Source organism: Embleya sp. NPDC025285, assembly GCF_055558835.1.
Genome location: NZ_JBVHLU010000017.1, coordinates 13751 through 34979, shown reverse-complemented (window position 1 = coordinate 34979; position 21229 = coordinate 13751). Strand labels below are relative to the sequence as shown.

Sequence of the window (21229 nt, the reverse complement as noted above, 5' to 3'; positions counted from 1 at the left end):
CGCGCGCAGCGAACGGCCCGACCGTGACCGCGTAGAGGGCATGCAACCCGGGCGCGCAGCGAACGGCGGGCCCCATGCCCGCCTCAACGCAGTCAACGCAGACCACAACAGGCAGCAGCGACACAGACGTTCGAAGCGCGATACCCGCGGGGGACGCGGGTGGTCCGGCAGCGGCGCAGCGGCGCGCGCCGCAGCGGCGCGGAGTGGGTGGTGGGTGGCCCGTGCCTCGGGGCGCGGGGTGTCCGGGTGCGTCCCGGTCGTGGTTCGGAATCGGCGATGGGCCGGGACCCGGGGGTGTGCCCCGCGCCCCGGCCCATCGCCGTCGTCGGTCGGTTACAGGATCGCGCCCGGGCGGTACTTTGCCGCCTCCGGGTGCTTGGCGGCGACCGTCTCCACGCGGCGGACCACCTCTGCCACCTGGGCCGCCGCCGCGCCGGTGAAGGACAGGCGGTCGGCGAGCAGCGTGTCCAGCGCCGCGCGGTCCAGCGGCAGCCGCTCGTCCGCCGCCAGCCGGTCGAGCAGTTCGTTGCGTTCGACGCCCTCGCGCAGCGCGAGCGCGGAGGCGACCGCGTGCTCCTTGATCACCTCGTGCGCGGCCTCACGACCCACCCCGCCCCGGATCGCGGCCATCAGCACCTTGGTCGTGGCCAGGAACGGCAGGTAGCGGTCCAGCTCGCGCGCGACCACCGCCGGGAACGCGCCGAACTCCTCGAGCACGGTCAGGAACGTCTCGATCAGGCCGTCGAACGCGAAGAACGCGTCCGGCAGCGCCACCCGCCGCACCACCGAGCAGGACACGTCGCCCTCGTTCCACTGGTCTCCGGCCAACTCGCCGACCATGGAGGCGTAGCCGCGCAGGATCACGGTGAAGCCGTTGACCCGTTCGCACGAGCGCGTGTTCATCTTGTGCGGCATCGCGGACGAGCCGACCTGGCCGGGCTGGAAGCCCTCGGTGACCAGCTCGTGCCCGGCCATCAACCGGATCGTCTTGGCCAGCGACGACGGCCCGGCGGCCAGTTGCACCAGCGCGGTGACCACGTCGTAGTCGAGCGAGCGCGGGTAGACCTGGCCGACCGAGACGAACGCGTGCTCGAAGCCCAGGTGCGCCGCGACGCGCCCCTCCAGCTCGGCCAACTTGTCCTCGTCGCCGCCGAGCAGGTCGAGCATGTCCTGCGCGGTGCCCACCGGGCCCTTGATCCCACGCAGCGGGTAACGGGTGATCAGATCGTCGAGCCGGTGGTAGGCGACCAGCAGCTCGTCGGTCGCCGAGGCGAACCGCTTGCCCAGCGTGGTGGCCTGCGCGGCGACGTTGTGCGAACGGCCCGCCATCACCAGCTCGGCGTGCTGCGCGGACAACTCCGCCAATCGCACCAGCAGGGCCACCACACGGTCCCGGACCAGTTCCAGCGACGAGCGGATCTGCAACTGCTCGACGTTCTCGGTCAGGTCGCGCGAGGTCATGCCCTTGTGCACGTGCTCGTGGCCGGCGAGAGCGTTGAACTCCTCGATCCGGGCCTTGACGTCGTGCCGGGTGACCCGCTCGCGCTCGGCGATCGAGGCCAGGTCGACCTGGTCGATCACCCGCTCGTAGTCGGCGACCGCGCCCTCGGGCACCTCGATGCCCAGGTCGGCCTGGGCACGCAGCACCGCGAGCCACAGTCGGCGCTCCAGCACCACCTTGTGCTCGGGGGACCACAGCGTGGCCAGCGCCGGGGAGGCGTAGCGGTTGGCCAGAACGTTCGGAATGCGGGGCTTGCGCACAGGCTGGGACGTCACGAGCGGCGAGTTTACCGAGCCGCCGGAGCCGCCTTCGACGTACGTCCGTGATCACGCCCCGCGTACGTCACGAGCGGCGAGTCTACCGAGCCGCCGGAGCCGCCGGAGCCGCCTTCGACGTACGTCCGTGATCACGCCCCGCACCGGCGCCGCGAGAGCGGGCCGGACACCCGTGCCCGAGCCCGCTTCGCCACCGTCCCGACACGTCGCCACCGTCCCGACACATCGCCACCGTACGTCTCGAACCCGAGCCTCGGCCGGATCCTGGCCGCGTACGACGGAGACTTCGTCACCGATTCACTCGTGTGAGGGACCGTCGTGCACGGTTTCCGTCCGGGCCACCGGACCTCGCCGGGACAACCGTCCGCCTGGTCGGCGTCGCCCCGATCGTGTCCGCGCCCGGCGCTGACGCCGCGTCACAACCCCTGCCCGGCATCGCATGTGCCGCCCGCCGCCGGGTAGACGCCGGCCATCGCGGGACGACCTTGGGGGCGGGCTCATGGGCAGGCGGCAGGACGCGCGAAACGCACGCAGAGAACGCGCCGAGCGGGAGGAGCGAATCGCCCGCGCACTGCGCGGGGGCACGGACCGGGCCAAGGAACCACCCCCGCGCGGCGGAACCGAGGACGAGACCGGACGGCTCCCGGGCCCGCGCGACGCGGAAAAGCCCAAGCCCCGGAACCGGGACAGAGACCGAGACCGGGACCAAGACCAAGACCGAGACCGAAACCAAGACCGGCCCACCCCACCAGTGGACCTCGACAAGCCCGACACAGCCGACGAACCACCCCCCGAGTCGCACCTCCCCGAACGCCCCACCGACCTGCCCACCTCGTCGTGGTTCCGAGCCGCGTGGCGCACGATCCGCGAATTCAAGGAGGACGACCTCAACATCTGGGCGGCCGCGCTCACCTATCAGAGCGTGTTGTCGATCTTCCCCGCCCTGCTGGTCGTGGTCTCCCTGGTCGGCCTGGCCGGCCGCTCCGCCACCGACGCGCTGACCGAGAACGTGCAGAACGTGGCGCCCACCGAAACGCACCAGATCGTGATCAACGCGATCCAGAACCTCGAGAACAGCCGCGGTGCCGCCGGCCCGCTGGCCCTGGCCGGCCTGGGCCTGGCGCTGTGGTCGGCGTCCGGTTACGTGGCCGCGTTCATGCGCGCGTGCAACACGATCTACGACGTGCCCGAGGGCCGGCCGCTGTGGAAGACGGTGCCCACCCGGATCGCGGTCACCGTGGTGACCCTGGTGTTGCTGTCGGTCTGCGCGATCGCGGTGGTGTTCACCGGCTCGCTGGCCAAACAGGCGGGGCACGCGCTGGGCGTGGGCGAGGCCGGCGTGCTGCTGTGGGACTACGCGAAGTGGCCGGTGCTGATCGTGGTGGTCAACTTCCTGTTCGCGCTGCTGTATTGGGCCGCGCCGAACGCCAAGCAGGGCTTTCGCTGGATCACTCCCGGCGGCGTGCTCGCGGTGCTGTTGTGGGCGCTGTTCTCCGCCGCGTTCGCGTACTACGTGGCCAACTTCAGCACCTACAACAAGACCTACGGCACGCTCGCCGCGGTGATCGTGTTCCTGGTCTGGCTGTGGCTGACCAACATGGCGATCCTGCTCGGCGCGGAGTACAACGCGGAGATGGAGCGGGCCCGCGCGATCGCCGGCGGCCACCCGCCGACTCTGGAGCCGTACGTCCGGATGCGCGACACGCCCAAACCCAAGGGCGCCTGGAAGCGCTGGTTCCGCTTCGGCCGCACACCCGGGGCCACGCGGGAGGGCGAGGAGTAGACAATCGAGGGCATGGACAAGATCCGGCCCGCGTACGAGGAACTGGGCGCCGAGGGCTTCTACGCCTCACATGGTGCGCGGTACCGCAATCCGCACGAGCCCCGCGTCCGGGCGGTGCTGGCCGAGGTACTGGCCGAGCCGTCGGCCGCCGAGCCGGAACTGCTGGACACCGTGCTCGACCTGGCGTGCGGCAGCGGCGAGGCCACCCTCGCGCTGCGCGAACTCGGCGCGCGCGAGGTCACCGGCGTCGACCCGTACACCGGCGTCGCCTACCGCGAGCGCACCGGGCGCGACGCCGAGCCGTTGCGGTTCGAGCAGGTGGCGGCGGGCGCGCTGACGGGTCGCACGTACTCGCTCGTGGTGTGCAGCTACGCGCTGCACCTGCTCGCGGAGTCCCGGCTGCCCGCGCTGGCGTACGCGTTGACCGAGGTCACGTCCGCGTTCGTTGTGGTGACTCCGCACAAGCGTCCGGTGCTGCGGCCGGAGTGGGGATGGCACCTGCGGCGGGAACTGGTCGTGGATCGGGCCCGGGCCCGGCTGTATCGGACTTCGCCCGAGCCCGTCTGGGCGACTGGGCGACGGTGACACCGGCGCTGGCGATGACCACCAGCGCGATGCCCCCGATCTGGATCAGTACCAGCGACTGATGCAGGACGACGAAGCCGGCGATCGCGGCCACGGCCGGCTCCAGACTGGCCAGCAGCCCGAACGTCGCGGTCGGCAGGTGCTTCATCGCGAGCATCTCGAAGCTGTACGGCAGCGCCGAGGACAGCAGCGCGACGCACAGGCCGAGGCCCAGCACCTTGGGCTCGAACAGCGCGGTACCGGCGGAGGTCACGCCGAACGGGGTGACCAGGACCGCGGCGACCGCGAAGCCGAGCGCCAAGCCCTCGATGCCGTCGAAACGCTTGGAGATCTTCGAGGCGACCACGATGTAGCCGGCCCAACAGGCCGCCGCAGCCATCACGAAGGCGACGCCGACCGGGTCCAGACCGCTGAAGCCGCCGCGGCCCAGGAGCAGCACGCCGCCGGCGGCGAGCACGATCCACACCATGTCGCGCAGCCGCCGGGACAACACCACGGCCAGACCGAGCGGGCCGAGGAACTCGAGGGTGACGGCCGGGCCCAGCGGCAGCCGGGCGATGGCCTCGTAGAAGAACATGTTCATGCCGGCGAACATCACGCCCAGGCCGACCACCACGAGCCAGTCCGCACGGGTGCGCCCGCGCAGTCGCGGCCGGCAGAACGCGAGCAGCATGGTCGCGGCCAGCACCAGCCGCAGGGTGACCGCGCCGGCCGGGCCCACGTACGGGAACAGCCGGGCCGCGAAGGCGGCGCCGAACTGGATCGAGCACGCGCTCGCCAGCACCAGCAACACCGCGCGACCCTGCGCTCCCGGCCGGAGCCGGTCGACGAATGCGGGTAGCGCTCGCGAGGTCGCGTCGGCGGTGGTGCGGGAGGTCATTCTCCGACACTACGGACATCGTCAAGCCACTTCACGCGCCGGCCCCGGCGTCGGCGGCATTCCGATCCCGCACCACCTTGCGCAGGGTCTCGGGCACCGGACCCAGGCCGGCCTCCAACTCGCGGATCCGGCCCTTGGCGGCCCGGCGTTCCCGACCGCCCAGCACCACGCGCAGTTGGCCCTCGAAGGCCAGCGCGGCGAGCGCGGCGTCCGCCGCCGGGACGCGCGTGATCGGCTGGGTGCCCTTGAGCGCACCCCACATCGCCTTGGTCGCCTCGGTCCGCAGGCGCGGTTGGCGCAGGACGATGCGTCGGGTCGGGATGATGCCCAGCAGGCGGTACGTCTCGTACCTGATCAACCGCTCGCGTTCGAGGTGGGCACCGACTCGGCCGACGGCCTGTCGCGCGCCCTTCTTGACCCAGTGGCGCCACCGGTGCGCTCGCTCGCTCGCGGTGATCCTGGCCAGCAGGTCGGCAGCCAGATCGCAGTGCGCGACGACGGTGCCCCGGCGGGCGGTCACCGTCACCTTTCCGTCGTCGTCACGGATCAGGCCCCGCTCGTACAGGTCGTACAGGGCCGCCGCCTGGAGCGTCACCCCCAGGTGCGCCCGGCTCAGCAGTCGGCGTCGCTCGGGACTGTAGGCGAGCAGGAACACTTGCCGGGCCATGGAAACGTTCATGTCGACCTCCAGGGACTGGTTCACGTCGGCCTCCTCGGCGCCAGGACGTCACATCGTCGTCGGGGTTGTCGTCACGGCGCGGTACCGAGGTCGCCAGGGTCGCCACGGCGGCCACCACGCCGACCAGCACCGCCAGGGTCGCCTCGATCGCCACCGTCGCCTCCGCCGGGCTCGGTATCGGATACGGACTCGGAGGACCCGGGCTCGGGTTCGGAGGACTCGGGTTCGGAGGACTCGGGCTCGGAGGACTCGGACTCGGAGGACTCGGACTCGGAGGACTCCGACTCGCGGAACGCGGACTCGGGCTCCGAAGACCGGGACTCGCGGGACGCGGGCCCGGAGGACGCGGGGTCGGCCTTGGGTGGTCGGCCCCGGCGGGCCGGACGGCCGGCGTTGCCCGGCATCCGGCCCGCGTCGCCCAGCGAGCGCCGGAGCAGGAACTCGATCTGCGCGTTGGTGCTGCGCAGTTCGTCCGCCGCCCATTTGGCGATCGCGTCGTGCACCGCGGGGTCCAGTCGGAGCAGGATCTTCTTGCGCTCGGTCACGAGGACCGACTACGCGTACAGGGAACCGGTGTTGACCACCGGCTGGGTGGCCTGTTCGCTGCACAACACCACGAGCAGGTTGCTGACCATCGCCGCGCGGCGGTCGTCGTCCAGTTCCACCATGTCGCCCTCCTCGAGCCGGGTCAGTGCAAGTTCGACCATGCCCACCGCGCCCTCGACGATCCGCTGCCGGGCCGCGACCACCGCACCCGCCTGCTGGCGGCGCAACATCGCCTGGGCGATCTCCGGCGCGTAGGCCAGTCGGGTGATCCGCGACTCGACCACGCTGACCCCGGCGGAGGCAACCCGCGCGCCGATCTCGGCGGAGAGCTTGCCGGTGATCTCGTCGGCGTTGTCGCGCAGCGACATGCCGCCGTTGCCGTGGTCGTCGTACGGGTAGCTGTTGGCGATGTGCCGCACCGCGGTCTCGGTCTGGATCGCGACGAACTCCTCGAAGTCGTCCACCTCGAACCTGGCCTGCGCGGTGTCCTTGACCTGCCACACCACGACCGCGGCGATCTCGATCGGGTTGCCGTCGTTGTCGTTGACCTTGGCGGTCTGCGTCTCGTGGTTGCGGATGCGGGTGGAGATCTTGGTGCGGTTGGTGAACGGGTTCACCCAGCGCAGGCCGTCCTTGCGCAGCGTGCCCTTGTAGTGCCCGAACAACTGGAGCACCCGGGCCTCGCCGGGGGCGACGGTGGTCAGCCCCAGCAGGGAGAACAGCGACACGACGATGATCACGATGCCCGCGGTGATGCCCGCGGCCTTCTGTCCGCCGTGCTGCAGTGCGCCGAAGACGGTGAGCCCTACGCCGCCGCCTACGCAGAGCAGACCGACCGTGAGCGCGGACAGCCCGGGGGCGCCGGTCACCAACTTCTCCCGGACCTGGGGGGCCGGCATTTCCACAATGGTCTCGGAGCCGATGTTGCTCATGAGGTCACTCCCCGATCGCTTCGATGTGCCATCACCACCATAGCAAAGTGATATCACTTTTAGGCAAGGGAGAAACCTCGATCGTGCCCGCGGCCCGGCCGGTCGTCCGTGTGGGCGGCCCGTCGATCAGCCGAGCGACTTGATCGTGGTGCCGTTGCGGACGTTGGCCGCCAGCGCCGGCGCGGGCGGAAGCGCGCCGGGAGGGGCCTTGATCACGAGTTGCCGGGCGTCGGCGGAGCCGGTGACCGAGCCGGACGCGCTCACCTTGACCACGTCGCGGGTGCCCGCCGCGACCAGATACCAGGTGCCGGTGCGCGAGCGCCACCAGGTCGAGGTGACGATGTCGTTGCCGGAGCGGCTGCACGCGGGCGAATCGGTGAGCCGGTTGACGGTCTGCGCGCCGGTCGCGCTCGCCCCCGGCGGCAGGAACTGGACCACGACGTCACCGCCGCCCCTGCGGTCGAACGCGTGCAGGCACGACCACATCGCCTCCCCCGCGGACTCGGGCAGGTCGAAATGCGCGAACTCCCAGTTGTTGACCAGCCGCAGGCCCCGTCCGCGCAGCGTGGCCAACGCGCACGCGGTCCGCGACCAGGTGTTGAGGGCGCGTTCACTGGAGGCGGCTTCGGAGGGGCGACCGGTGTGGAAGTAGTCCGGCGGCGGCATGTAGGTCAGGTGCGTGGCGGTCAGTTCGCCCAGGTCCGCGAGCAGGTAGGGGTGGTTGTCGGCGGCGCGCCCGGACAGCAGTTCGAGCACGGGTACGGTGGCGCAGTCCTTCGCGGCGGTGCCGAGATCGGGCATCGGGGCGGTGATGCCGCCGGTGATCGCGAGCGGCTTGCCCTTGTCCTCGGGACGACGCAGGTCGCGCACGGCGGCCTCGTCGACCCAGGGCGCGAGCAGCATGCGCACGCCGGCCGGGTCGCGGCGCAGCACCACGGCGGAAGCGGAGCGCTCGTCCGAGTCGTCGGACGAGGCGACGTCGAGTCGGTGTCGGCCGTGCTCCTCGGTGTAGCGGGCCAGGCGCGTGCCGTCGGCGAGCAACACCACGGCGGCGCCCGCGACGTCACCCGCATACAGCAGGCGTGGGGTGCCCGACGGCGGGCCCACCGCGGCGTCCGGGCCGAGGGTGACGGGGGTGCCGTCTTCGGGATCGGTCCATGCCCGGACCGCGCGCCGGGTCAGCGCCTCGTCACCGGCCCGGGCGCCTCGGGTGGACCAGACCTCGAAGTCGAGCCGGGTCGTGGTGTTCCAGGCACCGGCCGGGATCGATCGCGGCGGCCCGGCGACCACCTGCGCGGCGGGTGCGGCCTGGTCGCTCCGGCCGCGGTCGCCCGAGGGAGCGGTGCGGTCGGTCGCGTACCAGGCGATCATCGCGATCGCGCCGGTCGAGGCGAGTACGCCCAGCGCGGTGCGCCGGCGTCGGCGGCGGCGCAGCAGGTCCGAGGGGCTGGCCCGGAGCGTGCACGGGTCGAACTGGTCGGCGCGCAGCAGCCGGTCGGCCGCTAACCCGGGGCCGGCCGGAGCCTCGACCGGGCGCAGCGCGGGCTCGGCGGTATCCGCCTCGGCCTCGGCGGCCAGGACGTCCTCGACACCGGCGGCGAGCAGGAGTTCGGCCACCTCGATGGGGTCGAGGCCGTCCAGCGCGCGCAGCACGAGGACCGCGCGGGCGGGGCCGGACAGTCGGCCGAGCGCCTGCTCGATCGCCAACGCGTCCGCGCCGCCGGTCGGCGGGAACAGGCGCAGCCCCCAGACCTGCGGCAGCAGCACCCGGCGCCGGGTGGAACGATTCAGGCGCAGCGCGCCGCGCACGACGCGCAGCCGGAGCAGGTCGGCGTCGCTCATGTCCGCGCCGTCGGGGCCGCCGGCACCGCGTCCGAGGTCGCGCAGTCGGCCCGGCAGCGCGTCCTGGACCAGGGCGTGCGCGGCCAGCACCCGTCGGTGCCGCTCCATCGTGGGTGGCAGGATCAGGTAGGCGAGCCGGACGAGTTCGGGGTAGCGCCCGACCAGCAGGGCCTCGGTGCGGCGCACCGCCCCCTGGTCCAGCCGGCGTCGGCACAGCTCGACGAGGTCGACCCGGGTGCGGCGGATGCGGCCCAGGGCACTGCGGTCGGTGTGCCCGGCGCGGTCGTCGGGACCGCCGTGGTCGGCTTGCGAGCCGCGGCCGTTCGGGTCGGGTCGGGTCGCCGGGTCCGGTGTGTTCTCGTCGCCGCCGTGTCGCATGTGTGGCCCCCTTTTCGCCGCGCCTTCGTCGGCTCCCGCGAATCGGTACGGGGCCCGTGCGCACGATGGCCAACGAGCACCACCCGGAGGGGTCACACATAGTACGAACATCTCTTTTTATGTCGTTTTTTGCTCGAAGCGATCGGCTTCGACGCGGCCGGGCGGCCAGGTCGGATCACCCGGGTCCGACGAAGCCCGATTCGTAGGCCGCGATCACCGCCTGGGTGCGGTCGCGGGCACCCAACTTGCCCAGCAGCGCGCTCACATGACTCTTGACCGTCTCGGTGCCCAGGAACAACTCGGCGGCGATCTCGGCGTTGTTCAGCCCCCGGGCCATCGCCCGCAGCACCTCGGCCTCGCGGTCGGTCAGGTTGGCCCGGGCCACCGCGTCGGCGCGGGCCGCGTTCCGGTGGCGCTCGACCAACGCCCGTAGCTTGGCCGGGAACAGCAGCGAGTCCCCGGTGGCCAGCGCCCGCACCGCTCCGGTGATCTCGTCCGGACGGGCCCGCTTGAGCAGGAAGCCGTGCGCTCCCACCCGCAACGCCTCGTAGACGTACTCGTCGTTCTCGAAGGTGGTCATGATCAGGATCTTGGGCGGCTGGTCGAGATGGGCGAGCAGATCCCGGGTGGCCTGGATGCCGTCCACGCGCGGCATGCGCACATCCATCACGAGCACGTCCGGGCGCAGCGAACGCACCAGCGAGAGCACGCCCGCTCCGTCGTCGGCCTCGCCCACGACCTCGAAATCGGGCTGCGCGCCCAGGATGGCCCGCAGGCCCGCCCGAACCAGTTCGTCGTCGTCCACCAGCATGATCGTGATCGTCACGACGCCCACCGTAGAGGTAGCCGCACGTGCACCCGCCAGTAGCCGTCCTGGGGGCCGGCGGTGGCCTCGCCGCCGAGCAACGCGGCCCGCTCGCGAATCCCGCGCAGCCCGCTGCCGCTGCCCGCGCCGACCACCGATCGCTCCGCACCGGCGGCGGGTGCGCTGTTCAGCACGGTCAACTCGACGTCGTGGTCGTCCACCGCCACGGTGACGTCGACCGGAACCGGGCCCGCGTGCCGCAGCACGTTGGTGAGCGACTCCTGCACGATGCGATAACCCTCGCGCGAGATCACCGCCGGCACCGCGTCGAGGGCGCCCGATATCCGCAGTGCGACCGAGGCGCCCGCGCCGCGCGTGGTGTCGACCAGCGTCTTGACCTCGGGCAGGCCCGGCCGGGGCGCGGCCGGCTCCGGCGCGTCGCGCAGCAGCAACAACATGCGTTCGAGATCCTCCAGGGCCTGCCGACCGGTCTCCTCGATCGCCTCGAGTGCCCGGTCCGCGAAGCCGGGGTCGGTGTCGAGCAGTTGCCGGGCGGCGCCGGCCTGGAGCACCGTCACCGACAACGCGTGGCCGATCGAGTCGTGCAGCTCTCGGGCGAGCCGATTGTGTTCGAGCAGTTGCTCGGTCCGACGCTCGGCTATCGCGAGCCGCTCGCTCGCGGACGGCCCGAGCAGCTTGGTACCGAGCCGGGTCAGCAGCCAACCCACGCCCGCCAGGTAGTAGATCGCCGCGACGATGACGAGCAGGCCGAGCGGGATCAACCACCAGTGCCCGGCACCGCCCGCGAAGGTGAGCCCGCTGAACTTCAAGCCCCCGTCCGTGGCCGGTGCCACGATCATCGCGATCCCGGTGAACACCGCCTGGCCCACGACCGCGAGGCCGAGCCAGGCCAGTTCGACCCGCAGCACCAGCCACAGTGCGGTGCGCCACCGATCCGCCCATCCCTGGGACCGGGTCACCGCGATGTCGCTCTCGTCGCCGGGGCGCAGCAGCAGCCGAGCCAGGAAGCCCTCGAACCGGCGCGCCTCGGCGAGCAGCCCGAACGCCACCAGGATCGGAATCGGGGCGGTCAGCAGTGCGAGCCCGTCGGCGACCCCGCCGTTGTCCTCCAGGCCGGGATACACCAGAGCGACCGCAACGCCCAGCGCCAGCGCCGTGAACAGGTGGAAGCCACGCGTGTAGGTGCTCCCCGCGACGAGCGGGTGGGCGAGGCGGGCGAGCGAGGTGCGAAGCGGCGCGATCCGGGACATGCCGCCATCCTGCCGGGTCGTCGTGCGCGCGGCCTCCCCCACCCGGGGGAGACCGTCCCCACGGTCGGGGGATCCGACGCAGGGCTCCCGAATCGCAGTCTTGAGGCACCGCAGCAACCGGGCGGTGAGACCACTCCGAGGCAGCAGAGGGAGCACCGCAGATGATCCGCATCCGGAACCTGACCAAGCGTTACGGCGACGTTCTCGCGGTCGACGACCTCGACTTCGAGGTCGCCGCAGGCACGGTGACCGGCTTCCTCGGGCCCAACGGCGCGGGCAAGTCCACCACCCTGCGGATGGTGCTGGGTCTGGACCGGCCCACCTCCGGAACCGCCACCGTCGGCGGCCGGGTCTACGGCGAGCTGCGCGAGCCGCTGCGCCATGTGGGAGCGCTGCTCGACGCGGGAGCGGTGCACCGACGCCGCCGGGGCCGCGACCACCTGCTCTACCTCGCGCGGTCCAATCGCATACCGGACTCCCGGGTGGACGAGGTGTTGGACCGGGTCGGCCTGACCGACGCGGCCCGGCGCCGGGCCGGCACCTACTCGCTCGGGATGCGCCAGCGCCTGGGCATCGCCGCCGCGCTGCTGGGCGATCCGCAGGTGCTGATCTTCGACGAACCGGTCAACGGGCTCGACCCGGAGGGCATCCGGTGGATCCGCGACCTGATCCGGTCGCTGGCCGCCGAGGGACGCACGGTGTTCCTCTCCAGCCACCTCATGAGCGAGATGGCGCTGACCGCCGGACACCTCGTGGTGATCGCCGGCGGGCGCCTGTTGGCCGACACCTCGATGACCGAGTTCGTCGGCGAGGGCGAGTCCTTGGAAGACGTCTATCTCCGGCTGACCGCCGGACACGAACAGTTCGTGGGAGGTGGCCGCGCATGAGCACGGCAAGCACGGCAACGACACAGGCGCGCGACTCGTTCCCGGCGGCGCTGCACGCCGAGTGGACCAAGATCCGCACAGTGCCCTCGACCCGGTGGTTGCCGGTGGTCGTGGTGCTGCTGACCGTCGGCGTCGGCGCACTGGTCGACGCGTTCGTCGCCGAGGGCCAACGCCGCGAGGACGGCACGGAATACGACCCCTTCACGCTCGTGCACTACGGCGTCAACCTCGGCCAGATAGCACTGGTGGCCTTCGCGGTGCTGGCCGTGGCGGGCGAGTACGGCAGCGGCACCATCCACGCCTCGCTCGCGGCGGTGCCCGATCGCCGCGTGTTCGCCGCCGCGAAGTTGACCGTGATCACCGCGGTGGCACTGGTCACGGGCGTCGTCTCCAGCCTTGCGTGCACGCTGGCGGCCCGGGTGTTCCTCCCCGCCGGCGACATCTCGCTGACCACCGCGGAGACCTGGCGCACGGCCTTCGGCCAGGGGGCCTATCTGGTGCTGCTGGCGGTCATCTGCGCCGGCGTCACCTTCGTGCTGCGCACGCCGATGGCCTCGATGGGTCTGCTGATACCGCTGATCCTGCTGGGCACCGCGGCGCTCACCGCGATACCCGGCGTGCGCGAGGCGGCCAGATTCCTGCCGGACCGGGCCGGGCAACGCATCATGCGGCTGCGCGACTTCAACGCCTACGAACTCGACCCGTGGGCGGGCCTGGGGGTGATGGCGCTGTGGGCGATCGCCGCGGCGGCCACCGCGCTGATCGTGGTGCGCCGGCGCGACGCCTGACCCCGAGCGCAACCCTTCGATTACCCACGGTCACTTGTGGGCATTCCAGAGCCCATGTCCAGATGGCGGCGGCGCGAGGCGGCAGCAGGGGAACCCCTGCCGCCCACGCGCCGCAACACCGAACTCCTGCTGCTCGTCTTCGCGGTCCTGGTCCCCGTCTGCGCCTATGCCAACGTCGGCCTGGCCAAACACGGCTCCATTCCCCAGGACACCGCGAAGTACGGCCTCGGGCTGGGTTTCCTGGTCCTGGTCGCCCACCTTCTGGTGCGCCGCTTCGCGCCGTACGCCGATCCGGTGCTGCTGCCGATCGCCGCGCTGCTCAACGGCCTGGGCCTGGTGCTGATCTACCGGCTCGATCTGGAGACGCCGAAGGTGCAGGCCGCGTCCTCGCAACTGATGTGGTCGGCCATCGGGGTGATCCTGTTCGCGGTGGTGATGATCGCCGTGCGCGACCACCGCGCCCTGGGTAAATACTCCTACCTCGCGGCCACCGTGGCACTGTTCCTGATGATCGTCCCGGTCTTCTTCCCGGCCATCAACGGCGCGAAGGTGTGGATCCGGCTCGGCCCGTTCTCATTGCAGCCCGGCGAGTTCGCCAAGATCATCCTGGTCGTCTTCTTCGCGTCCTACCTGGCCACCACGCGCGAGACACTGATGATGATCGGGCGCCGATTCTGCGGCGTGAACCTGCCCCGCGGTCGCGACCTGGGTCCGGTCGTCGCGGTGTGGCTGGCCTCGGTCGGCATCCTGGTGCTGGAACGCGATCTGGGCACGTCCCTGCTCTACTTCGGCGCGTTCGTGGTGATGCTCTACGTGGCGACCGCCCGGATCGGTTGGATCCTGGTCGGCCTGATCCTGATCGCCCTCGGCGCGTTCGTCGTCGGTTCCGCGGAACCTCACGTGCACCTTCGCGTGCAGAATTGGCTGGACCCGTTCGCGAGCATCCACGCGGGGCTGGGGCCGGGCCAACTCGCCCAGTCGCTGTTCTGTTTCGCGGCCGGCGGCCTGCTCGGCGCCGGACTCGGACTCGGCCACTCGATCCTGGTCGGCTTCGCCGCCAAGAGCGACTTCATCCTCGCCACGGTCGGCGAGGAACTCGGACTCACCGGCCTCGCCGCGCTGTTCGTGCTCTACGCGCTGCTGGTCGCGCGCGGCTTCCGGGCCGGCCTGACCGCGCCGGACGCGTTCGGCTCACTGCTCGCGTACGGGCTCTCCGCCGTCCTGGCGATCCAGGTGTTCGTGGTCGCGGGCGGGGTGACCGCGCTGATCCCGCTCACCGGCATGACCATGCCCTTCCTCGCCCAGGGCGGCTCGTCCGTGGTGACCAACTGGGCACTGATCGCGCTGCTGATGAAGGTCAGCGACCGCGGCCGCCGACCACTCGCGCCGATCGACGAACCGGCCCCGCTGCCCGAGGAGGTGCCCGCGTGATCGTCACCGCCCGACGAGCCGCCGGATTCTGCCTGCTGCTGCTCCTGGCACTGCTCGGCAACGCGACCTGGCTCCAGGCGCACAAGGCCGACGCCTACGACCACATGACGGGCAACCGCCGCCCGCAGATCGTCCGCTACCAGGAGCCGCGCGGCGACATCCTGGTCGCCGACCGGCCGATCACCGGTTCCCCGCACATGGACGCCTCCTCCGACCTGGCCTACGGCCGCAGCTACACCGACGGCCCGCTCTACGCGCCGGTCACCGGCTACGCGTCCCAGCTCTACGGGACCACACTGCTCGAAGGCGTCGAGGACGACCTGCTCGCCGGCACCGATCCGCGCCTGGGCGCGTGGCCGGTGATCACCGCCGTCACCCGCAAGCGCAGCCCCGCCGGCAATGTGGCCACCACGATCCTGCCCGCCGCCCAACAGGCCGCGTTCGCCGGTCTCGCGAGCACCGGCAACAAGGGCGCCGCGGTCGCGATCGACCCCACCACCGGCGCGATCCTGGCGCTGGTCAGCACCCCCTCCTACGACCCGGGCAGGCTCGCCGCCGCGAACAAGGCGACCCGTACCGCGTGGACCGCGCTGGACACCGACCCCGACCGCCCGATGCTCAACCGGGCCCTGCGCGAGACCTATCCCCCGGGCTCCACCTTCAAGGTGGTCACCGCCGCCGCCGCGCTCGGCTCCGGCACGGTCGCCGACCCCGACGAACCGACCGAATCACCCGACCCCTACCCCCTGCCCGAAACGCAGACGCGCCTGGGCAACGAGGCCAACGGCTGCCGCAACGCGTCGCTGCGGCACGCCCTGTCGGTGTCCTGCAACACCGTGTTCGCCAAGCTCGGGGTCGACATGGGCGCCGAGGTGATGCGCCGTCAGGCCAAAGCGTTCGGCTTCGGCGACCCGAAACTGCGCATCCCGGTCGCGGTCACCGAGAGCGTGTTCCCGAGGAGCCCCGACCGCCCGCAAACAGCGCTGTCCTCGATCGGCCAGTTCGACACACGGGCCACCCCGCTCCAGATGGCGATGGTCGCCGCCGGCATCGCCAACGACGGCGACGTGATGCGGCCGTATCTGGTCGAACGACTCACCCGCGGCGACGGCAGCACCGTGCAGGCAACCCACCACGAGACCCTGGCCCGCGCGGTCTCCCCGCCGGTCGCACGCCAACTCCAGAAGATGATGCAGGACGTGGTCACCAACGGCACCGGCGGCAACGCTCGGATCGACGGCGCGATCGTCGGCGGCAAGACCGGCACCGCCCAGCACGGCGAACGCAACCGGGCCGTGCCCTACGCGTGGTTCATCGCGTACGCCAAGGCCGACGCCGACGCCAAACCCGCCGTCGCGGTCGCCGTCGTGGTCGAGGACGGCGCGGCCGACCGCGCCGACATCACCGGCGGCGGCCTCGCCGCCCCGATCGCGAAGGCGGTGATGTCCGCCGTGCTCGCGCGGTGACCACGAGACCACAGGGCGCGAGCACCGATCGGTCGGCTCCTCCGGCAGTCCGGCCGGCACACCCGAGCGGTCAGCCCTTGCGCAGCCCGGCCAGCACTCGATCGATGACCTGTCCCACCTCGCGCCGCGCGAGCGCCGGATCCGCGGCGCGCGCGGTGTACATGCTCGCCTCGGAGATCAACGACGCCAACAACCGGGCCAGCGGCGGCACCGGCAGTTCGTCGATCTCGCCGTTGTCCATCGCCTGTCGCAGCCACGCCGCGAGCAGCCCGTGTCCGTGCTCGTCCACCAGCGCGTCCCAGGACCCCGGCCCGAGCACCGCCGGCCCGTCCACCAGCACGATCCGCTGGAAGTCCCCGGTCGTGCACACGTCCAGGAACGACTGGAATCCGTGTCGCAACTGATCCCACGGTTCGCTGGGGTGGTCCTGGGCATGACGCATCTCGTGGGCGACCAGCGTCTGGGCCGCGTCCGCCGCGACGGTCTCCATCACCGCGCGGAACAGATCGGCCTTGTCCTTGAAGTGGTGGTACAGCGCGCCCCGGGTGACCCGGGCCCTGGCCACGATCTCCTCGGTGCCGGTCTGCGCGTATCCCTGGGTCGCGAACAACTCACGTGCCGCTGCCAGCAGGGCCGCGCGGGTGTCCGCGACATGTTGTGCCCGACGCGTGACCGCCATACAACCCCCACGTGACGTACAGCCTGTATGTTGAAGATGTTGTCATCATCGGGCACACCCGGGCAACGACGCCACGCCGAGTCGAGTTTCAGCGGACGCCGACGCCCCCGGGTTCGGGGATAGAGAGGACGCGACGGTCATGGGCCTGCCGCTGAACCTGGCTGTGAAAATCGGCACTCATCTGGTCAAGCAGAAGATCAAGCGGGTCGACAAGTTCGCGATGATCGTGGAGGTCGAGCCGCTGTTCGCCTGCAACCTCAAGTGCGGCGGCTGCGGCAAGATCCAGCAACCGCACGATGTGCTGCGCAAGCGCATGTCGGTCGAGCAGGCCGTCGCGGCCGTCGAGGAGTGCGGCGCTCCGATGGTGTCGCTGGCCGGCGGCGAGCCGCTGATGCACAAGCAGATCGACCAGATCGTCGAGGAACTGCTCAAGCGCAAGAAGTTCGTGATCATCTGCACCAACGCCGTGCTGCTGCCCAAGCACCTGCACAAGTTCAAGCCGAACAAGAACTTCGCGTGGATGGTGCACATCGACGGCCTGCGCGAGAAGCACGACCAGGCGGTGGACAAGGAAGGCGTCTTCGACGAGGCCGTGGCCGCGGTCAAGATGGCCAAGGCCGCCGGATTCCAGGTCTACACGAACAGCACGTTCTTCAACACGGACTCCCCCGAGAGCATCGTGGACGTGCTCAACTTCCTCAACGACGACCTCAAGGTCGACCGGATCCAGATCTCCCCGGCCTACGCCTACGAGAAGGCCCCGGTGCAGAACCGCTTCCTGGGCGTCGAGCAGACCCGGAAGTTGTTCGCCTCCGCCTTCGCCGGTGGCAACCGCAAGAAGTGGCGGCTCAACCACTCCGCGCTCTTCCTCGACTTCCTCGAGGGCAAGCGCGACTTCGAGTGCACGCCGTGGGCCATCCCGTCCTACTCTCTGCTCGGCTGGCAGCAGCCGTGCTACCTGATGGGCGACGGCTACGTGCAGAGCTACAAGGAATTGCTCACCGACACCGAGTGGGAGAACTACGGCCGCGGCAAGGACCCGCGCTGCGACAACTGCATGGCCCACTGCGGCTACGAGCCGACCGCCGTCCTGGCCACGATGGGCTCCCTCAAGGAAAGCCTGCGCGCGGTCGTCGCCGGCTGAGCACCGGGGTCGGCGAAGCGAACGACGCTCCGCCGACCCCGCCGCGCTCAGTCGCGCGCGTGCTCCCACGGCCAACCGGCGTCGCGTCCCCGCGCCATCAGGTCGAGCATGGTGAACATCCGGTCGCTGAATCCGCCGATCTCGTGGCGGTTCGGCGTACCGACCTCGATCGAGGTCGCGGCGTAGCCGGTGGTGTCGACCCCGAACATCGGCACCGTCGCGGGTATCGCGTCCGACACCGAGATCCCGGTCCCGCCGGACGAGCGGCCGCCGTATCCGGGGTGGGCGAACGCCTGCATATCGGAGATGATCACCACCCGCTCGTGCCCCCGGTAGGCCGCCCGCAGCGCCGCGACGGTCTCGGTGCCGTGTCCGACCTCGCCGATCCGCGCGGTGAACGCCTCGATGTCGCGCAGCACGGATCCGCCCCGGGTGAGCCTGTGCTCGAAGTGTCCGTCGGCGTAACCGACCAGGTCCACCGCGTTGCCCCGGCGCGCGAGCACCGCGCCGAACAGCGCACCGACGTCGACGTGCCGGACCTGCGAGCGCGCGGAGACCGGCGACGTCATGCTGGCGGACGTGTCGACCAGGACGAGCGTGCGGCCGGTCAGCGCGGGCACGTTCGCGCACGACGCGTTCAGCGCCACATCCAGCGCGTGCCCCCAGCGCAGCGACGGCGCCGCGCGGTGGGCGGACAGGAACCGGTACGGGAACTGCCGGGACCGGGCCACCTGTTCGGGGTCGGCCAGCCGCTCCGCGACCTGTGCCGCGACGTGGTCCGGCACCCCCGCCTCGTCCAGGTTGCGCAGATTGCGCAGCAGCGCCATGTAACCCATCGACGGCACTAGGGCCGACCACAGCTCCGCCCTGTCCACCCGCGCCCCCGCGAGCGACAGCGCGTCCTCCCACGTCATGCCGGCCGCCGCCAACGCGTCCGCGTCCAGCAGCACCCGCGGGTCCGAGGCCGCGGCGGCGCGCAACCCGGCGTTGGCCGTCACCATGCGCAGGGCGGCGGACGGCACGGCCTCGTCCGGGTGGTGGCGCCGATCGAGCGCGTAGCCGAACAACTCGCCCTGCCACGGCTTGTCCGCCGCGGGCGCGGCGTGGACCAGGTTCAGCACGTCGGCGAACCGGTAGCCCTTGGACGCGGTGTCGTACTTGAGCAGTGAGCGTTCGCCGTACAGGCGGCGGACGGCGTCCGCGACACCGCGCTTGATCGGCTTGGGAATGGCGCGGCCGTAGTGCGAGGTCCAGTAGCCGATCAGCTCGCCCGGCTCGTCCGCACGCTGTAGCGCGGCGTCGACGACCAGGCGCGAGTACCCGGGTACGGCCGGCGCGCCCGCGTCCAGGCGGGCCTTGACCGTCTCGGCCGCCGCGACCAGGGCGGCGCTGCGCATGTTCGCCTCGCCACGCAGCCACCGCACGAACTCGACCATCCAGGCCGGGTGTTCCACCGCGACGGTGCGCACGAGCGCGGTGAAGCGGTCGTCCCGGACACCGGCGCTCTCGTAGAACGTGTCGTTGCCGACCATGTTCACGACCGCGAGCATGAGCAACTCGCCGCGTGTGTCGCGGGTATAGGCGGCGCCACCCTCGTGGGTCGTGGTGCGGCCGGTGGTGGTGATCGGATCGGCGGCACGCGGGCGCGCCGAACGGGTGTTGTAGCGAGACATGAGGTGGCCCCCGGAGGGTGGGGGAAGGGTCGAACGTCGCGAGGGTGCCCGAGATCAGGGCGGCCGGGCTTCAGGGCGCTCTACCCTTGAGCTACCGACGACCCGAGGGCCGCCGACCGGGATTCGAACCCGGAACTGGAAGAAATCCCGAACTGCGCACCGGGCACCCCACGACGTCGTCCTCCCGAGATCGAAAGCGACGACGGACACAGCCTGATGCTCTTCCATCTGAGCTACCTGCCGCCCTCGGGCGGCCGAGCGGGACTCGAACCCGCGACCATCAGATCCAGAAGGAACCGTCGTCTGCGCACCGGGAGGTGCGTATGAAATTGTCGAAATCCAAAGATCCGGAGATCAAAGCGGCAACGGTGGACTCGGTTTGAAGAAGTAACCGCTGCCCGCGCACCCGGACATCATCACCCTAGCCACGAACCCCGAAGCCGCCCACGGAATTTCCGGCCCGGGCGAGAGCCCACATGGCAGAGCCGGGTCCCCCGACAGCCCCTCCCGCCACACGTGCGGCACGCCGGGACGGGACGACCACGGGTGCGGCCCACCGTGTCGCCGTGCGCGCGAATCCGACCCTGAGTCATCGAGCCGTGATCGGCCGTGATCCGTCGGCGCGGCCACACCTTCGGGATGCCGCTCCGCACCGTCTCGTTCAGGCCCGCCCGCAGGGACCCCGCGCCGGGCAGCCCCTGTCACCGGGCGATGGCCGCCAAGGCGAGCGAAGACACGACATCCGTGAGTGCGATGCGCAGGGCACCCGCGCCGCAAAGGTCGATTGGGAAGCCCGGACACCCCTCACCGGCATCCGGGCTGCCACAACCTGATGAGTCGTCAGCGTACCGGAATCGTCGTTGACACGTGTCGCATGGGTCGCGTCCGAACCAAATCTTGACTCTTTCCGGCATGTGAGAACTGGCGTGTCGGGTAGATTCGCGCCGCTATCGGCCCACCACGGGGTCGAAGCGGCTCCGCGAGGCGCGTGTTCCGCGGGGTTGAAATGGGGGCTTGTCAGATGGTTCATCGTGTTCTTCGGCGTCTCGCCGGTCCGATTCTGCTCGCCGTGTTCGCGGCGGTCTTGACCGCCGTACCGGCCCAGGCCGCGTCCGCGCCGGCTCAGGCGCAGGTTCGCCAGGTTTCGTCCACGTCGGTATCCACGGGGCTCACCACGACCGGCGTGCAGACGGTCGCGGACACCTCGGCTCGGACCACGTCGCATCGGGCCGCCGCGCAGCAGAACCACCCGACCAAGAAGTCGAAGTCGAAGAAAAAGAAGAAGGGCTTCTTCAAGAAGGCCGGAAAGTTCATCTTCGGGATCATCGGCATCATCATCGTCGCGATCATCATCTTCTTCGTCTGGCGGGCACTCAAGCGCCGCAACTGAGACAGGCGCTCGCGAGCGATCGGCCCTCCCGGTCGCTCCGGAACACACCGCGCGCCCGGCCCATGTCCCTTGGGCCGGGCGCGCGGTCATTCGCTCCCGTCGCGGCGGAGGCACCTCCGCGACGCTCAGTGGTGCCACGACCGGTACTTGTCCGCATCGCGTGTATCGGCCGACCGCCCCACGGCCGACAGGGCACCGAGAACCACTGTGATCACCAGGAAAACCGCCAAAATCGTCATGCCCCAAGACTGCCCGATGCTTGCGCATACATCGAGTGGCAGGACTGCCTGATGG

The 21229-nt window shown here is 71.0% G+C and carries 16 protein-coding genes and 2 pseudogenes; 8 read left to right on the top strand and 10 right to left on the bottom strand.

Going from position 1 to position 21229, the window contains the following annotated elements; translation table 11 throughout:
• Nucleotides 1–333: 333 nt before the first annotated feature.
• Nucleotides 334–1776, bottom strand: coding sequence for an adenylosuccinate lyase (gene purB, locus ACZ4FV_RS13835; RefSeq protein ID WP_395868298.1), 1443 nt, complete (start codon nucleotides 1774–1776; stop codon nucleotides 334–336).
• Nucleotides 1777–2215: 439 nt separating this feature from the next.
• On the opposite strand from purB, the gene ACZ4FV_RS13830 reads away from it, so the two are divergent.
• Together ACZ4FV_RS13830 and ACZ4FV_RS13825 are read left to right on the top strand one after the other, a co-directional pair.
• Complete coding sequence (locus tag ACZ4FV_RS13830) at nucleotides 2216–3559, top strand: YihY/virulence factor BrkB family protein (protein ID WP_465322688.1); 1344 nt, start codon at nucleotides 2216–2218, stop codon at nucleotides 3557–3559.
• A 12-nt stretch (nucleotides 3560–3571) separates the two neighbouring features.
• Nucleotides 3572–3973 (top strand): annotated as a pseudogene (locus ACZ4FV_RS13825) (class I SAM-dependent methyltransferase); the annotation flags it as partial.
• Between the two features lie 16 nt (nucleotides 3974–3989).
• Here ACZ4FV_RS13825 and ACZ4FV_RS13820 read toward each other — a convergent pair.
• The 7 genes and pseudogenes from ACZ4FV_RS13820 to ACZ4FV_RS13790 all read right to left on the bottom strand — a co-directional run bounded on the left by ACZ4FV_RS13820 (nucleotide 3990) and on the right by ACZ4FV_RS13790 (nucleotide 11477).
• Entirely contained in the window at nucleotides 3990–5024 is a 1035-nt protein-coding gene (locus tag ACZ4FV_RS13820) for an EamA family transporter (RefSeq protein WP_402230064.1), read from the bottom strand.
• Nucleotides 5025–5055: 31 nt separating this feature from the next.
• Nucleotides 5056–5727, bottom strand: a complete 672-nt coding sequence (locus ACZ4FV_RS13815) for a GOLPH3/VPS74 family protein (RefSeq protein WP_402230061.1) — start codon at nucleotides 5725–5727, stop codon at nucleotides 5056–5058.
• Between the two features lie 311 nt (nucleotides 5728–6038).
• Nucleotides 6039–6248, bottom strand: a pseudogene (locus ACZ4FV_RS13810) (type II toxin-antitoxin system antitoxin); the annotation flags it as partial.
• Between the two features lie 9 nt (nucleotides 6249–6257).
• Nucleotides 6258–7181, bottom strand: a complete 924-nt coding sequence (locus ACZ4FV_RS13805) for an SPFH domain-containing protein (RefSeq protein ID WP_395868306.1) — start codon at nucleotides 7179–7181, stop codon at nucleotides 6258–6260.
• 126 nt (nucleotides 7182–7307) lie between these two features.
• The gene (locus ACZ4FV_RS13800) at nucleotides 7308–9401 is read right to left on the bottom strand and encodes an RNA polymerase sigma factor (protein WP_402230059.1); all 2094 of its coding nucleotides are present in this window, start codon (nucleotides 9399–9401) and stop codon (nucleotides 7308–7310) included.
• A 175-nt stretch (nucleotides 9402–9576) separates the two neighbouring features.
• Nucleotides 9577–10212, bottom strand: a complete 636-nt coding sequence (locus tag ACZ4FV_RS13795; protein WP_395868449.1) for a response regulator transcription factor — start codon at nucleotides 10210–10212, stop codon at nucleotides 9577–9579.
• An 11-nt stretch (nucleotides 10213–10223) separates the two neighbouring features.
• Complete coding sequence (locus ACZ4FV_RS13790; RefSeq protein WP_395868310.1) at nucleotides 10224–11477, bottom strand: sensor histidine kinase; 1254 nt, start codon at nucleotides 11475–11477, stop codon at nucleotides 10224–10226.
• A 161-nt stretch (nucleotides 11478–11638) separates the two neighbouring features.
• Here ACZ4FV_RS13790 and ACZ4FV_RS13785 point away from each other — a divergent pair, with 161 nt between their 5' ends.
• The 4 genes from ACZ4FV_RS13785 to ACZ4FV_RS13770 are packed head-to-tail and all read left to right on the top strand — an operon-like array spanning nucleotide 11639 to nucleotide 16049.
• Nucleotides 11639–12364, top strand: a complete 726-nt coding sequence (locus tag ACZ4FV_RS13785) for an ABC transporter ATP-binding protein (protein ID WP_402230057.1) — start codon at nucleotides 11639–11641, stop codon at nucleotides 12362–12364.
• Nucleotides 12361–13152 (top strand): ABC transporter permease, encoded by a 792-nt coding sequence (locus ACZ4FV_RS13780; RefSeq protein WP_402230055.1) that lies wholly within the window; start codon nucleotides 12361–12363, stop codon nucleotides 13150–13152. Before ACZ4FV_RS13785 ends, ACZ4FV_RS13780 begins: the two co-directional genes overlap by 4 nt.
• Nucleotides 13153–13206: 54 nt before the next feature.
• Nucleotides 13207–14583, top strand: coding sequence for an FtsW/RodA/SpoVE family cell cycle protein (locus ACZ4FV_RS13775; RefSeq protein WP_402230053.1), 1377 nt, complete (start codon nucleotides 13207–13209; stop codon nucleotides 14581–14583).
• Entirely contained in the window at nucleotides 14580–16049 is a 1470-nt protein-coding gene (locus ACZ4FV_RS13770) for a penicillin-binding transpeptidase domain-containing protein (RefSeq protein WP_395868318.1), read from the top strand. Before ACZ4FV_RS13775 ends, ACZ4FV_RS13770 begins: the two co-directional genes overlap by 4 nt.
• 70 nt (nucleotides 16050–16119) lie before the next feature.
• Here the strand turns inward: ACZ4FV_RS13770 and ACZ4FV_RS13765 are convergent, their stop codons facing one another.
• Complete coding sequence (locus ACZ4FV_RS13765) at nucleotides 16120–16728, bottom strand: TetR/AcrR family transcriptional regulator (protein ID WP_395868320.1); 609 nt, start codon at nucleotides 16726–16728, stop codon at nucleotides 16120–16122.
• A gap of 139 nt (nucleotides 16729–16867) precedes the next feature.
• On the opposite strand from ACZ4FV_RS13765, the gene hpnH reads away from it, so the two are divergent.
• A complete protein-coding gene (gene hpnH / locus ACZ4FV_RS13760; RefSeq protein ID WP_395868322.1) occupies nucleotides 16868–17872 on the top strand; it encodes an adenosyl-hopene transferase HpnH in 1005 nt (334 codons plus the stop codon).
• Between the two features lie 47 nt (nucleotides 17873–17919).
• On the opposite strand, the gene ACZ4FV_RS13755 is transcribed toward hpnH, so the two are convergent.
• Nucleotides 17920–19545 carry a TROVE domain-containing protein gene (locus tag ACZ4FV_RS13755; RefSeq protein ID WP_465322687.1) on the bottom strand — a complete coding sequence of 542 codons (1626 nt, stop codon included), beginning with the start codon at nucleotides 19543–19545 and terminating at the stop codon, nucleotides 17920–17922.
• A 1069-nt stretch (nucleotides 19546–20614) separates the two neighbouring features.
• On the opposite strand from ACZ4FV_RS13755, the gene ACZ4FV_RS13750 reads away from it, so the two are divergent.
• Nucleotides 20615–20935 carry a hypothetical protein gene (locus ACZ4FV_RS13750; RefSeq protein ID WP_395868326.1) on the top strand — a complete coding sequence of 107 codons (321 nt, stop codon included), beginning with the start codon at nucleotides 20615–20617 and terminating at the stop codon, nucleotides 20933–20935.
• The last annotated feature ends 294 nt before the right edge of the window (nucleotides 20936–21229 follow it).

Excerpts from the sequence above, each read along its gene's own strand:
- ACZ4FV_RS13780 (WP_402230055.1), top strand. The coding sequence starts at position 12,361 with ATGAGCACGGCAAGCACGGCAACGACACAGGCGCGCGACTCGTTCCCG.
- hpnH (WP_395868322.1), top strand. The coding sequence starts at position 16,868 with ATGGGCCTGCCGCTGAACCTGGCTGTGAAAATCGGCACTCATCTGGTC.
- ACZ4FV_RS13830 (WP_465322688.1), top strand. The coding sequence starts at position 2,216 with ATGTGCCGCCCGCCGCCGGGTAGACGCCGGCCATCGCGGGACGACCTT.
- ACZ4FV_RS13820 (WP_402230064.1), bottom strand. The coding sequence starts at position 5,024 with ATGACCTCCCGCACCACCGCCGACGCGACCTCGCGAGCGCTACCCGCA.
- ACZ4FV_RS13785 (WP_402230057.1), top strand. The coding sequence starts at position 11,639 with ATGATCCGCATCCGGAACCTGACCAAGCGTTACGGCGACGTTCTCGCG.
- ACZ4FV_RS13800 (WP_402230059.1), bottom strand. The coding sequence starts at position 9,401 with ATGCGACACGGCGGCGACGAGAACACACCGGACCCGGCGACCCGACCC.
- ACZ4FV_RS13790 (WP_395868310.1), bottom strand. The coding sequence starts at position 11,477 with ATGTCCCGGATCGCGCCGCTTCGCACCTCGCTCGCCCGCCTCGCCCAC.
- ACZ4FV_RS13775 (WP_402230053.1), top strand. The coding sequence starts at position 13,207 with ATGTCCAGATGGCGGCGGCGCGAGGCGGCAGCAGGGGAACCCCTGCCG.
- ACZ4FV_RS13805 (WP_395868306.1), bottom strand. The coding sequence starts at position 7,181 with ATGAGCAACATCGGCTCCGAGACCATTGTGGAAATGCCGGCCCCCCAG.
- ACZ4FV_RS13755 (WP_465322687.1), bottom strand. The coding sequence starts at position 19,545 with ATGTCTCGCTACAACACCCGTTCGGCGCGCCCGCGTGCCGCCGATCCG.
- ACZ4FV_RS13765 (WP_395868320.1), bottom strand. The coding sequence starts at position 16,728 with ATGGCGGTCACGCGTCGGGCACAACATGTCGCGGACACCCGCGCGGCC.
- ACZ4FV_RS13795 (WP_395868449.1), bottom strand. The coding sequence starts at position 10,212 with ATGCTGGTGGACGACGACGAACTGGTTCGGGCGGGCCTGCGGGCCATC.